The following is a 12,216-nucleotide window of genomic DNA, read 5'->3' as shown; positions in this document are numbered from 1 at the left end:
GCGACGTCGATCCGAGGGGTGGCATCCGCCGCGGAACTAGACTTGATCTCTATGCCTGGTACGCCGCATCCCGCCACCACGACCGCCACCGGAACCGACCTCCGCGTGAGGTTCTGCCCCTCGCCGACGGGTCTTCCGCACGTCGGTCTGGTGCGCACCGCCCTGTTCAACTGGGCGTACGCGCGGCACAACGGCGGCAAGCTCGTCTTCCGGATTGAAGACACGGATGCGGCGCGCGACTCCGAGGAGAGCTACACCCAGCTGCTCGACGCGCTGCGGTGGCTGCGCATCGACTGGGACGAGGGCGTCGAGGTCGGCGGTCCCCACGCCCCGTACCGGCAGTCGCAGCGGCACGAGATCTACCGCGGCGTGCTCGAGAAGCTCATCGAAGCCGGTGTCGTGTACGAGAGCTATTCGACCGCCGAAGAGATCGATGCGCGCAACGAGGCGAACGGGCGGGCGAAGCAGCTCGGCTACGACAACTACGACCGTGAGCTCACCGACGAGCAGAAGGCCGCATTCCGCGCCGAGGGACGCGAACCCGCCTGGCGCCTGCGCGTGCCCGACCACGACCTCACCTACGTTGACCTCATTCGCGGCGAGGTCACGTTCCCGGCCGGATCCTTCCCCGACTTCGTCATCGTGCGGGCAGGGGAATTCCGCTCTACACGTTCGTGAACCCGGTCGATGATGCGCTCATGGGCATCACTCACGTCATCCGTGGGGAAGACCTCATGCCGTCCACCGCGCGCCAGCTCGCGCTCTATGATGCGCTCGTGACCGCCGGTGTCACCGACTTCGTGCCGCGCTTCGGCCACATGCCGCTCGTGCTGGGGGAGGAGGGCAATAAGAAGCTCTCCAAGCGTGACCCCAAGGCCGACCTCTTCTTGCAGCGTGAGAAGGGCTTCATCCACGAGGGTCTGCTCAACTACCTCGCTTTGCTCGGCTGGTCGATCGCGCCCGATCGCGACGTGTTCTCGCTCGACGAGCTTGTCGCCGCCTTCGACATCGCGAACGTGAACCCGAATCCGGCCCGCTTCGATCAGAAGAAGGCCGAGTCGATCAACGGCGACCACATCCGGATGCTGGAGGCTGACGACTTCGCCTCCCGCCTCGTGCCCTACCTCGAGGCAGCGGGCGTCGTGTCGAGCCCGATGACTGACGCACAGGCGCAGATGCTCGCTGCATCCGCCCCGCTCGTGCAGGAACGGATGCAGCTGCTCGGCGACGCTCCGGGACTGCTCGGGTTCTTGTTCACGGATGCCGTCACCTACGAAGACGACGCCCTCGCGTCTCTTCCTGCCAGTGCGGGGGAGGTGCTGGTCGCCGGTGTCGGCGCGATCGAGCTGATCCCCGAGGCGGAGTTCACAGCCGCGGCGATCCAGGAGGCGCTCTCGGGGGCGCTCATCGAGGGCCTCGGTCTCAAGCCGCGTGTTGCCTACGGACCGCTGCGGGTCGCACTCAGTGGTCGGCGCGTCTCACCTCCGCTGTTCGAGTCGATGGAACTGCTCGGCAAGGATGCGTCGATCTCGCGCCTGGGTGGGCTCGTGGAGCGACTCACGGCGGCGTGACGCGCCGAAGCCGGGCGTGGTTTGGCGGGGCCTTGGGCGTCGTCTAGACTTGACCCTCGGCGCCCGTTCCGGCGGGAACCCTTGGGGTATGGTGTAATTGGCAACACGGCTGATTCTGGTTCAGTTGTTCTTGGTTCGAGTCCAGGTACCCCAGCAAGAGAAATCCGCGGAATCCCGCGGGTTTCGTCGTTTCTGACAACGGTGGTTTCAGACATCCACCGGTTGGGCAGTTTTACGGGCCATTGGCGCGGCAGGGTCTTTGCCGTTCGCACGGCCGCTGTAGGCGACACCGAGCCGGAACGTGGCCCACACCATGCCCATGACAGCCGACGCGACCAGCACGATCCCGACATCGGGCTGGAACCGAAGGATCGTCCCGATTGGCGAGCCCAGAAGACGTGGCATGACCCAGACCAAGACGGCTGCTGCGGTGATCGTTGTAGCCAGCGGGAACCACAGGCTGAACAGCCCGAAGCCGCCTCGTTTGGCGCGCAGCGCGCTGCGGTGTCGCCACGCCCACACAATGCTCGCTCCGTACGCGACCGGAAGGAGAGTAAGCCCGACGAAGAGCGCCTGTTGTTCCCACCGGGACTCGGCCTCCGGGCCGGGCATACCGAGCGCAGCCGCGATCACGCGATCGCGTAGTCGTGTCGTCTCGCCGAAGCCCATGCCGCTTCCGCCGTTAACGAGCACGAGCGCGGCTCGTTCCTCGTCGGGGGACAGTACCGCGAGCGTCTCGACGCCAGGCGTCGATCCCGAGTGCCAGACCGTCCCATTGGGTGCGTCGATGAACCAGCCGAGCCCGTAGAACGGCGAGGCGGCGCCCGCGGGCTTCATCATGGTCGCCTTTCCCTCGGCACTGAGGATGTCATCGTCGCCGTTCATCATCATCGTGAGGTAGCGCGCCAGGTCGGACGCGCTGGCAACCACGCCTCCCTGGGGCGCGGATTCACGCGAGGTCGATCGGTCGTCGAGCGGACGCTTGGTCCAGAACCACGGGGTGTGGCCGACGGCCATCTCCTCGTGTGCTGCACCGTCGGAGACGAAACTGCTGTCCATGCCGACCGGGTCGAGGATGCGTTCTTCGACGTAGGTCTCGAAGTCGTGTCCGCTCTTCGCTTCGACGAGACGCCCCAGGATCTGGTAGTTCGTGTTGGAGTACTCCCAGGTCGCGCCGGTTGGGTTCGCGGGGAGTCGGTAGGCCCGACGGGCGAGCTGTTGCCCTGCAGCGTCGAATACCCGCTGGTGTGAGAAAGCAGCTGCCGCACGGTGATGGCGGCGGCCGGGCCTCCGACGAACTCGTCGAGATGGGCCGAGATCGGGTCGTCGAGATCGACAAGTCCGGCCTCGACCAACTGCATCACCGCGAGGGCCGTGAAACTCTTGGAGATCGATCCGATGAGGAACGGCGTGTCGGGCGTCACCGCCAGGTCGGTGCCGGCCTCGCGCACCCCGCGGGCCCCAGTCGTCACGGTGTCGCCCTCGACGATGGCAAAGGCGAGTCCGGGGACCCCGGATGCCGTCATCTCTTGATCGATGACTTGTTCGACGGGGGGCGCGGCGTCACCGCTCGGCGAGAGTGCCGTTCCCAGCAATAGGGCGGTGGTCAGGAGCGTGCGCATCGGGGACCTTTCAGAGTCGGGGCCGCGGGTGGATCACTGTGGGGCGAGAACGCGAACGTCTTCCCGCGTGACGGCGCTCGACCGGCGACCGGCGAGCAGGAGCCAGATGGTGAAGGCGAGTTCTGCCACGATCGAGGGGATAGCGACACAGGCGAGCATGACGCCAGCGATGGCGGCATAGTCGGCAACGAGCACGTGCGCCAGCGTGTCGATCGCGTATGCGCCGCCAGCGACGATGAGGATTCCCCCGATGAGCCGCGGTGCGAGGCCGGATCGGATGATGAGGACGCCCAGCAGCACGAGGTGGCCGCCGAAGGCGATGAGGCCCACAAACCATGCGAAGTCGAACGCCTCGAACATCAGCAGGGCGGCCTCGGGGCCGAGCGAGGACGTGCCGGTGGCTATCTGCAGACCGAGGAACATGAAGACCGCGCCGACGCCGAGGAAGACGGTGTAGACCACTCGGAACCACGCGACGAGCAGGGAACGGGCGCGACCGGCGGGAGCAAAGAGTACATATAGTGCCCATGCCACGGCGATGTCGATCAGGAAGATGATCACGAAGGCCGCGAGACCGACGCGGAAGAGGGACTCCTGCGCTCGGATGGCTTCGACGGTTGCCGCGGCGCTTGTCGTATCGATGAGTCCCTGCTTGACGACGAAGTTCGCGAAGATGGCCAAGACGAACAGGGCGAGATATCCCGTGCCGGCGATACGGGCGGCGCTGCGGCGGGTGGTGTCAGTGGTGATGGTCATGACGAGTTCTCTTTCGGGTGAATTTGTCGGGTGGTCTGGTGGATCAGTCGGCGATGCGTAGGACGGCCTTACCGCGGACAATGCCGGCCTCGAGGTCGGTGATCGCCTGGCGAACCTCGTCGAGCGGGCAGACTGTGGTTAGTGTCGAGCGGAGAGCCCCCGACTCGACCATGCGCGCGACCTCAAGAAGATCCGCGCGCTCCTCGGACGTGATGAAGAACCCCAATCGCCGCCGCGTGAAGGCAGAGCGCAGTCGAGCTCCGAACTGGCGTTGGATGCCACCGGTCAACCGGCCACCGTCTTCGCCTCCGACGATGACGAGCGCGCCGGTCGGCGTAAGGGTGCGAATCAGGCGGCCGAGCGGCAGTCGACCGTTCACATCAACGATGAGGTCGTACCGGTCGGGTAGGTCAGTGACGTTCGTCGTTGTGTAGTCGATCGACCGCACGGCGCCGAGTGACAGGACGAAGTCCGCCTTCGCGCCGCTTGCAACGCCGGTCACCTCGGCGCCGGCTGCTGCGGCCAGCTGCACCGCGTAGCTGCCGACTCCGCCTGATGCGCCGGTGACGAGTACGCGCTGGCCAGACTGGACGCGGCCGTGAGTATGCACGGCTTCAATTGCGGTGAGGCCCGACACAGGAATTGCCGCAGCTTCGTCGAAACTCAGGCCCTCGGGCATGGCGGCGAGCGAGCTCGCGTTGGCGACGGCGTACTCCGCAAAACTGCCCACAGCGCTTCCGAACACGCGATCACCGATGGCAAAGCCGTCGGTGTCGGGGCCGAGCCCCACGACTGTCCCTGCGACATCGACTCCGGGGATGGGCTGCCGCGGCGTGCTCATGCCGAACATCGGTCGGACGAGGTAGGGGAGCCCCGCCATGACGTGCCACACCCCGCGATCGAGCCCTGCGGCGGCCACCCGGATGAGAACGTGGCCGGCCTCCGGGCTGGGAACCGCGACTTGTTCGAGGTGCAGTACCTCGGGACTGCCGTAGCCACGCTGGACAACGGCTGTCATCACTGCGGGGACGTTCGTGTCGCTCGCGGTCTCGGCGAAGCGCTTGTTCTCGGTCATCTATCTCTTCTCTCGCGACGTGGACGCATTTCGTACTAAGTACGATACTCAGGTAAACCATAGGCGTACTAAGTACGATCCGTCAAGACGCTGCAGAGAAGGAGGCAGGATGCCGCAGTCACGGCCACAAGCGCGTGGAGGGCTCGACCGCGATCGGATCGTCGACGGTGCGGTGGCGCTGGCGGACGATATCGGGCTTGAGCCCCTCACCATCCGCCGTCTGGCCGACCACCTCGGTGTGCGCCCGATGACGATCTACCACTACGTCAAGAACAAGGACGACATCGTCGACGGGATGGTCGGTCGCGTCTTTGACGAGGTGGAACGGCCCTCGACGGACGTGCCCTGGAAGGACGCGATCGCGAGCCGCGCTCGCTCGCTCCGAGAGGCTCTGCGCAGGCACCCCTGGGCGATCCCCATCATGGAGTCACGTCGTACGCCGGGCTCTGACATCCTCGACCATCACGAGGCGCTGATGTCCGTGTGGCTCAGCACCGGGTTTCCACTCGCGGTTGTTGCGCACGGCCTCGTGGTGGTGGACGCTTTCGTCTACGGCTTCGCGCTGCAGGAGGCCGCCTTGCCGCTTGGCGGCGGCGGGGGTGATCTCGCCGAGGCCAGCGACCAGATCATCGCACCCCTCTCGGCGGAGGCGTATCCGTCGCTCTTGCGCTTCACCGCCGAGTACGTGATGCAGCCGGGCTACGATTTTCGCGACTCGTTCGAGGCGGGTCTCGGGATCGTTCTGGACGGCATCGAGCGCCGAGGTGTCGAGATCGGCGGCCGGTCGCGGGTCTCAGGCTCCAGCGGAGCGGATTCGTCACTCCTCTGATGAGCGGGCTGCGACCTACAATGCAGGCCGCGCGAACCGGTCTCGATACTCCGTCGGGGTCACCCCGAGCACGCGCTTGAACGACCGGTGCAGGGTCTCGGCATTGCGGAACCCGGTCCGCCCCGCGACCGTGGCCACGCCATCGTCGGTGAGCTCCAGCAGGCGGCGCGCGGCGTCCAGTCGTACCCGCTCGACGTAGCGCGCGGGACTCGACCCGACCTCGGTCGTGAACAGGCGCTGGAAGCTCCGCTCGCTCATGTGAGCGCGATCGGCGAGCGCGCGGACGGTGAGATCGGCATCCGGATGGTCGGCGATATAGGCGAGCAGATCGGCGAGATCCGGATGCTGCGAAGCCTGTGCTGCCAAGTGCGCGGAGAACTGCTGTTGGCCCCCGGCGCGGCGGAGATACACGACGAGGCATCGGGCGACCTCGGCGGCGAGCGCTCCGCCGTGGTGGGTGCGGACGATCTCGAGCGAGAGGTCGATGCCGGCCGTCACACCGGCCGAGGTCCAGACGCCGTCGTAGTGGAAGATGCGGTCGGCGTCGACCTCGACACTGGGATGCGTGTGCGCGAGCGTGTCGGCGAGAGCCCAGTGGGTCGTCGCGGTCCGTCCCTCGAGCAGGCCTGCGCGGGCCAGAAGCAGCGCCCCCGTGCAGATCGAGCCGACTTCGCCGCTGCGAGAGGCCAGCGCCGCCAGGTCGGCCACGAAGACGGGGTCGTCGGCCGCGGCCTCAACGTGCAACCCTCCCGCCACCAGCATGACGTCCGGCGTGAGGTCCGGGTCGCTCACCGCCCGCGTCGCGTACAACGCGGGTCCGGCGGCGGTTCGCACCGGGCCCGGCTGCGCTGCGGCGATCTCGACCTCGTAGGGCGGGTGGGTCTCACCGGCCTGCTCGGCGACCCAGTTTGCGAAGTAGAAGACATCCGACGGTCCGAAGACATCGAGGCCCTGCACGTCGTCGAACACGACGAGGACAACGCGGCGGTGACGCACCCCACCATCGTGGAGAGCGCCACCGCCGGTGTCAAACACGCTGCTCAGGATCAGACGGATGCCGCGACCGGGGCCGCTGCGGATGTCAGCCGCTCGTGCGCGGGTCGGAAGTACCACAGCATGATGCCCACGAGCGAGAACCACACGATCATCGCGAGACCGAACACAGAACCCGCGTCCGAGAGGCCCGGGACCATCGTCGCCAGGCCCGCGAGCCCTGCGACAAGCCCGATGACGGAGATCCAGCGGGGGAGGGCGCGTCCCATCCATGCTGAGAGGCTCACGAGGATGACCCACACGGCACCGATGACTTCGTTGCCGCCGCCGAGGCCGTTGCCGATCGTGTCGACGGCGAGCCAGAGTGTCTCGGCCGCGGCGGCATCCGTCTCAGTGAGGGTCGCGATCGTCGTGATTCCGACGCCGATGATCATGCCGGCGGCGATGATGACGGTTGCCCACATGAGGCCGAACGCGGCGGCGATGCGGCCGAGACCAGCACCGCGGGTGCCGGCGGTGCGGTCACGAAGGGCGATGGCAAGCGGCACCATGGCGATGCCGAAAAGGATGGTGATGACGATGTTCCAGAGCGTCAGCAGGGGCTGGTGCTCGACGAGTTGTGCGACGGCGACGCTCGGATCGGTGGCGGTCACGTAGCCGCCCAGGATCGTCAGTGCCAGGAGCAGTCCGAACACGAAAGTGCCGGCCGCGATGGAGGCGGATGCTCCGCCGAACTTCTTCTGCAGGGTGGTCATTTCTCTATCTCCAAAGGGTGGGTAGGGGAGGTGGACAGGTGTGCCAGGAGCCGGTCATCGCGTCCCGCGAGCGCCGACGTGAGCACGCCGGTGGTGAGCGCGAGCGCGAGTGTGGTCACGAACGCCGCTCCCGCTACCCACACCTCGACGGTGGTGATGTTCGTCAGGGGTCCGAGGGTCGCAGCGGATGCGTCAGCGTTCTCCGAGCGCAGGAACGCCGCGACGACAGCGATCCCCGTCAGTGAGCACGCGAGCACCGTGATGCTGCGCACGCCCGCGCGCAGCATCGCCGTCAAGATCGGCATCGGTCGCTCGTGGGTTGTTGTCGGGTTCGGCATGCTTCCACGTTCCCGTGCGCCGTGGGATGGCGCCAGGACGGATGATTGACGATTCGCGCCAACCTCGTCGTGCCGGGTCAGTGTCCCCGCAGACTCGAGTCCTTACGCCCAGGAAGCGCCCGCGACGCGACGGAAGTTGCCTCCAAGCACGGCGGTGATGTCGTCACGCTGCCATCCGCGGTTCTGCAGTGCGTCGGCGAGCCCGAGGAACCGCTCGGGCGGCATCCACTCAATCGGGCCCCACCGGGTGTAGCTCTCATCAAAGCGCTCGGGCGTGTTCTGGATCTCGATGAGGAAGTCGGCGTGATCGAAGGAGTAGTCGCTGCTGACTCCGACATGCTCGATACCGACCAGCTCGACCGCGTACTCGATGTGCGCGATCATCGCCTCGAGCGTTGGCGTGTTGGGTCCGAGGAAGATCCCGACGCCCGTGATTCCCACGACCCCACCCGTGTCGGCGCACGCACGAGCCTGCTCGTCGGTGATGTTGCGCGGATGGTCCCACACGGCGCGCATGCATGAGTGGCTGTAGATGATCGGGCGGGAGGAGACCTCGCACAGGTCGAGTCCGGTGCGGATGCTGCCGTGGGATCCGTCGGGCACGATTCCGATCTCGTTCAGCTCGGAGACCAGATCGCGCCCCCACGCCGTCAGGCCCATGTCGACCGGATCCAGGCATCCGTGCCCTGCCTTGTTGGCGAAGTTATAGGTCGGGGCGAGCGTGCGGACACCGGCGTCGTGGAGCAGGGTGAGATTTTCGAGGCTGCCATCGAGCGGGCCGGCGTCCTCGAGATCGAACACGATCGCGAGGTGGCCACCGGCGACGATGCGGTCGACGTCCTCCAGGCGTGTTGCTCGCTCCAGACCGGGTATCCCGGAGATCTGCGCCGTGAAGTGCGCGGCTGTTCGGAGGGTGTCAGTCAGTGAATGGGGCGAGTAGCCGACGTTGACGGAGAGGAGCGCGCCGCCGGGCCGGGTGTACCGCGCCAGTTCCTGGACGTCAGCAGAGATGCTCACCTCGAGGCACGTGTGCTGATCCCAGAGCATCGCGTTCACGACCTCATTCTGTCGCCTCTCCCGCTGACATCAGCTGGGCAGAGTCCCTCACACCTCTTGGAGAGACCGCACCATGCTTCGCAGGATGCGGAGGGCGGCATCCTGATCGTCGTCGCTGAGGTCCGAGAGCATCCGCTGCTCGACGGCACGCACCGCCGTGGATGCCTGCGCGAGGCGCTCCTCACCGAGCGGCGTCAGGCGCGTGGGGAGAACCCTTCCGACAGGCGGCTGGGCGGGTCTGGTGACGTAGCCCTCGCTCTCGAGCGCCTTCAGGAGCACGTTCATCGACTGGCGGGTGACGAAAGCACCGCGCGCCAGGTCGGAATTCGACAGCCCCGGCCGCTGGGCGAGCAACTCGAGACAGGAGTAGTGCGTGATCGTCATCCCTAAGGGACGGAGCACCTCTTCCATTGCCGCACGCAGGGTGTTCGAGGCCTCCTTCACCAGGTATCCGAGCGAGGTGTCGAGATGGATGCCGCCTTCGTTGCTCATGTCAGCAGTCTGACATAGAATGAATGTCAGAAAACTGACACCAAGAAAGGTCTCATCATGTCTGTTTCCGGTCCCGACTTCATCTCCCTGCAAGTGAGCGACCTCGCTGCATCCCAGGCGTTCTACGAGCGCTACCTCGGACTCGTGCGCTCGCCCGCAGGCCCCCCGCACGCCGTGGTCTTCGAATCGGACACGATCGCCTTCGCACTTCGCGAGCCGTTGCCGGGTACCGACCTCGCGTCAGCGCCGCAGCCGGGTCTGGGAATCGCGGTCTGGATGCACGCACCTGACGCCCAGCAGATTCACGACGCGCTCGCCGCCGACGGTCACACGATCGTCGCGGCTCCCGTCGACGGCCCCTTCGGGCGTACCTTCGCCTTCGCCGACCCGGACGGCTACCAGATCACCCTTCACGACCGCGCCTGAGGCGAGAGCTGGCGCTAGGCGGGGCGCACGAACTCCGCGACGCGCTCGAGTGCGCTGGGCACGAGGCGGAAGTACGCCCACGTGCCCCGCTTGGAGCGGGTGAGGAACCCCGCATCGGTGAGCACCTTGAGGTGGTGCGACACGGTCGGCTGCGCAAGCCCGATCGGCTCGATCAGGTCGCAGACGCACGCTTCCTGCTCCTCGCTCGCCGCGACGATCGACAGGAGGCGCAGTCGCGCAGGGTCGGCGAGCGCCTTCAATGCGGATGCGAGCTCCTCGGCATCCTCGCGCGAGAGCGGAGCCTCGGCCAGGGGCGCGCAGCACGCCGAAGGGCTCATCGAGGGAAGGACGTCGAGAGCGGTCATGCATCGATAATAGTCAATATTGACAGATATCGATATAGGCCCGCATACTGACGTTCGACACCTGCTTGAGAACGCCTGGAGGCCTCCGTGACCCTGCTTGATCTCAGCCCGCGCCCTGCCGTCGACGACCAGCTCGTCACCCTTCCCGTCGTCGTCATCGGCGCGGGGCCCGTGGGGCTTGCTGCCGCCGCGCATCTGCTCGACCGAGGGATTGATGTCGTCGTGCTCGAGGCGGGGGAGAGGATCGCGTCCTCGATCCGGCTGTGGGGTCACACCCGCCTCTTCTCGTCGTGGCAACACCTCATCGATCCCGCGGCGCGGCGTCTGCTGGAGGACGCCGGATGGACCCCGCCCGGTGACCTCGACCGCATGCCCACAGGCCAGGAGCTCGTGGACGAATACCTCGAGCCCCTCGCCGCCCTCGATCCGCTTGCGTCGCGGATTCGCCTCGGCACGCGGGCAACCGCGGTCGGGAAGGACGGGATCGACCGAACCCGCACGGACGGTCGCCACCGGGTGCCCTTCCTCGTGCAGATCCAGGATGCCGGGGGTGAGTCGGCGCAGCTGCGCGCCCGAGCGGTGATCGACGCCTCCGGCACCTACGAGACCCCGAACCCGCTCGCCGCATCTGGGCTCGAGCTGCGGGGCGGATCGAGCGTCGCCGATCGGGTGGTGCACGCCCTCCCCGATGTCGCCGGCGCCGACCGTCACCTCTTCGCGGGGCGGCACACGACGGTCGTCGGCGCAGGGCACTCGGCCGCGAACACCCTGCTGGCGCTGGCGGATCTCGCTGACCAGGAGCCCGGCACCCGCATCACCTGGATGCTGCGTACGCCCTCGGCCACGCGCGTCACGGCATCCGAGGCCGACGAGCTTCCGGGTCGTGCACGTCTCGGCGCTCGCACCGACGAGCTTGTCGCGTCCGGCCGGATCGAGCTCATCGACTCGTTCCGCATCGCGCGTGCCGAACCGACGGATGGGGGCATCCGGTTGATCGGCACTCGCGACGGTGAGCCTGCCGAGCACGAGACCAATCTCGTCGTCAACGCGACCGGATTCCGCCCCGACCTCGGGATGCTGCGCGAGATCCGCCTGGAGCTCGATGAGGTCGTCGAAGCGCCCCGGCGCCTCGCGCCCCTCATCGACCCCAACGTGCACTCGTGTGGCACCGTGCCCCCGCACGGGTTCGCCGAGCTGCAGCATCCGGAGCGCGGGTTCTTCATCGTCGGGATGAAGTCGTACGGACGGGCGCCCACGTTCCTGTTGGCTACCGGATACGAGCAGGTGCGCTCGATCGCCGCGTGGCTCGCCGGTGACCTGGCGTCGGCATCCGCGGTGCAGTTGACCCTCCCGGCGACGGGCGTGTGCTCGACGGATGCCGCAGGCTCGGGGTCCTGCTGTTGAGCGTGGCCGTGCGGCCCCTGACGGCGGCGGATTGGGCGAGCGTCGAGCGGATCTTCGCCGCGGGCATCGACGGCGGCGACGCGACCTTCGAGACCTCGACTCCTGACTGGGTGGGGTTCGATGCCGGGAAGATCCGAGAGCCGCGCCTGGTCGCCGTCGATGAGGCCGGTGCGGTCGTGGGCTGGGCAGCGGCGTCACCGGTCTCGGCGCGTGCCGCATATCGCGGGGTCATCGAGCACTCTGTCTACGTTGCTCCGGAACACCACGGCAGAGGAATCGGGGGCATGTTGCTCCAGCGCTTTGTGGCGGATGCCGATGCCGCTGGATTCTGGATGATTCAGTCGAGCATCTTTCCTGAGAACGTCGCGAGCCTTCGCCTGCATGAGCGCAGTGGCTTCCGGGTCGTCGGCCGCCGGGAACGGATCGCGCGCTCGCTGCGTGGTCCTCATTCCGGGCAGTGGCGCGACACGATCCTCGTCGAGCGTCGGTCACCTCACAACGGCATCGATTGACGTCGCCGGGGTCAGCGTTGGC

12 protein-coding genes, 1 tRNA gene and 2 pseudogenes are annotated in these 12,216 nt (G+C 67.1%); 6 read left to right on the top strand and 9 right to left on the bottom strand.

Annotated features, from left to right (window positions below; all coding sequences use genetic code 11):
• Positions 1-51: 51 nt before the first annotated feature.
• Together gltX and IT882_RS09640 are read left to right on the top strand one after the other, a co-directional pair.
• Positions 52-1,571: pseudogene (gene gltX / locus IT882_RS09645) on the top strand (glutamate--tRNA ligase).
• A gap of 82 nt (positions 1,572-1,653) precedes the next feature.
• Positions 1,654-1,725, top strand: a tRNA-Gln gene (locus IT882_RS09640).
• Between the two features lie 53 nt (positions 1,726-1,778).
• On the opposite strand, the pseudogene IT882_RS09635 reads toward IT882_RS09640, so the two are convergent.
• From IT882_RS09635 to IT882_RS09625, 3 genes and pseudogenes are all read right to left on the bottom strand, one after another.
• A pseudogene (locus IT882_RS09635) lies at positions 1,779-3,097 on the bottom strand (serine hydrolase domain-containing protein).
• Positions 3,098-3,226: 129 nt separating this feature from the next.
• Entirely contained in the window at positions 3,227-3,949 is a 723-nt protein-coding gene (locus IT882_RS09630; RefSeq protein WP_195691698.1) for a DUF4386 domain-containing protein, read from the bottom strand.
• A gap of 43 nt (positions 3,950-3,992) precedes the next feature.
• Entirely contained in the window at positions 3,993-5,024 is a 1,032-nt protein-coding gene (locus IT882_RS09625) for an NAD(P)-dependent alcohol dehydrogenase (RefSeq protein WP_229382039.1), read from the bottom strand.
• A 109-nt stretch (positions 5,025-5,133) separates the two neighbouring features.
• On the opposite strand from IT882_RS09625, the gene IT882_RS09620 reads away from it, so the two are divergent.
• Positions 5,134-5,853, top strand: coding sequence for a TetR/AcrR family transcriptional regulator (locus tag IT882_RS09620; protein WP_195691697.1), 720 nt, complete (start codon positions 5,134-5,136; stop codon positions 5,851-5,853).
• A gap of 15 nt (positions 5,854-5,868) precedes the next feature.
• Here IT882_RS09620 and IT882_RS09615 read toward each other — a convergent pair whose 3' ends face one another.
• From IT882_RS09615 to IT882_RS09595, 5 genes are all read right to left on the bottom strand, one after another.
• Complete coding sequence (locus tag IT882_RS09615; RefSeq protein ID WP_229382038.1) at positions 5,869-6,888, bottom strand: GlxA family transcriptional regulator; 1,020 nt, start codon at positions 6,886-6,888, stop codon at positions 5,869-5,871.
• Positions 6,889-6,899: 11 nt separating this feature from the next.
• Positions 6,900-7,601, bottom strand: coding sequence for a DUF4386 family protein (locus tag IT882_RS09610; RefSeq protein WP_195691696.1), 702 nt, complete (start codon positions 7,599-7,601; stop codon positions 6,900-6,902).
• A complete protein-coding gene (locus IT882_RS09605; RefSeq protein WP_195691695.1) occupies positions 7,598-7,939 on the bottom strand; it encodes a hypothetical protein in 342 nt (113 codons plus the stop codon). Before IT882_RS09605 ends, IT882_RS09610 begins: the two co-directional genes overlap by 4 nt.
• 102 nt (positions 7,940-8,041) lie before the next feature.
• Positions 8,042-8,986 carry a dipeptidase gene (locus IT882_RS09600; protein ID WP_229382388.1) on the bottom strand — a complete coding sequence of 315 codons (945 nt, stop codon included), beginning with the start codon at positions 8,984-8,986 and terminating at the stop codon, positions 8,042-8,044.
• A 57-nt stretch (positions 8,987-9,043) separates the two neighbouring features.
• Positions 9,044-9,487, bottom strand: coding sequence for a MarR family winged helix-turn-helix transcriptional regulator (locus IT882_RS09595; protein ID WP_195691693.1), 444 nt, complete (start codon positions 9,485-9,487; stop codon positions 9,044-9,046).
• Between the two features lie 57 nt (positions 9,488-9,544).
• On the opposite strand from IT882_RS09595, the gene IT882_RS09590 reads away from it, so the two are divergent.
• Positions 9,545-9,913, top strand: a complete 369-nt coding sequence (locus IT882_RS09590; protein ID WP_195691692.1) for a VOC family protein — start codon at positions 9,545-9,547, stop codon at positions 9,911-9,913.
• A gap of 14 nt (positions 9,914-9,927) precedes the next feature.
• On the opposite strand, the gene IT882_RS09585 is transcribed toward IT882_RS09590, so the two are convergent.
• Complete coding sequence (locus tag IT882_RS09585; protein WP_195691691.1) at positions 9,928-10,278, bottom strand: ArsR/SmtB family transcription factor; 351 nt, start codon at positions 10,276-10,278, stop codon at positions 9,928-9,930.
• Positions 10,279-10,365: 87 nt separating this feature from the next.
• Between IT882_RS09585 and IT882_RS09580 the strand changes: the two genes are divergently transcribed.
• Both IT882_RS09580 and IT882_RS09575 read left to right on the top strand, forming a co-directional pair.
• Positions 10,366-11,682: an FAD-dependent oxidoreductase gene (locus IT882_RS09580; protein WP_195691690.1), complete on the top strand. Its 1,317-nt coding sequence runs from the start codon at positions 10,366-10,368 to the stop codon at positions 11,680-11,682.
• Positions 11,683-11,684: 2 nt separating this feature from the next.
• Complete coding sequence (locus IT882_RS09575; protein ID WP_418887744.1) at positions 11,685-12,194, top strand: N-acetyltransferase family protein; 510 nt, start codon at positions 11,685-11,687, stop codon at positions 12,192-12,194.
• The last annotated feature ends 22 nt before the right edge of the window (positions 12,195-12,216 follow it).

It is taken from the genome of Microbacterium schleiferi, from assembly GCF_015565955.1.
Taxonomy (GTDB): domain Bacteria; phylum Actinomycetota; class Actinomycetes; order Actinomycetales; family Microbacteriaceae; genus Microbacterium; species Microbacterium schleiferi_A.
This window is presented reverse-complemented; position numbering and strand designations above follow the sequence as displayed.

Coding starts and splice junctions, on each gene's coding strand:
- IT882_RS09630 (WP_195691698.1), bottom strand. CDS start 3,949: ATGACCATCACCACTGACACCACCCGCCGCAGCGCCGCCCGTATCGCC.
- IT882_RS09625 (WP_229382039.1), bottom strand. CDS start 5,024: ATGACCGAGAACAAGCGCTTCGCCGAGACCGCGAGCGACACGAACGTC.
- IT882_RS09620 (WP_195691697.1), top strand. CDS start 5,134: ATGCCGCAGTCACGGCCACAAGCGCGTGGAGGGCTCGACCGCGATCGG.
- IT882_RS09610 (WP_195691696.1), bottom strand. CDS start 7,601: ATGACCACCCTGCAGAAGAAGTTCGGCGGAGCATCCGCCTCCATCGCG.
- IT882_RS09605 (WP_195691695.1), bottom strand. CDS start 7,939: ATGCCGAACCCGACAACAACCCACGAGCGACCGATGCCGATCTTGACG.
- IT882_RS09600 (WP_229382388.1), bottom strand. CDS start 8,986: ATGCTCTGGGATCAGCACACGTGCCTCGAGGTGAGCATCTCTGCTGAC.
- IT882_RS09595 (WP_195691693.1), bottom strand. CDS start 9,487: ATGAGCAACGAAGGCGGCATCCATCTCGACACCTCGCTCGGATACCTG.
- IT882_RS09590 (WP_195691692.1), top strand. CDS start 9,545: ATGTCTGTTTCCGGTCCCGACTTCATCTCCCTGCAAGTGAGCGACCTC.
- IT882_RS09585 (WP_195691691.1), bottom strand. CDS start 10,278: ATGACCGCTCTCGACGTCCTTCCCTCGATGAGCCCTTCGGCGTGCTGC.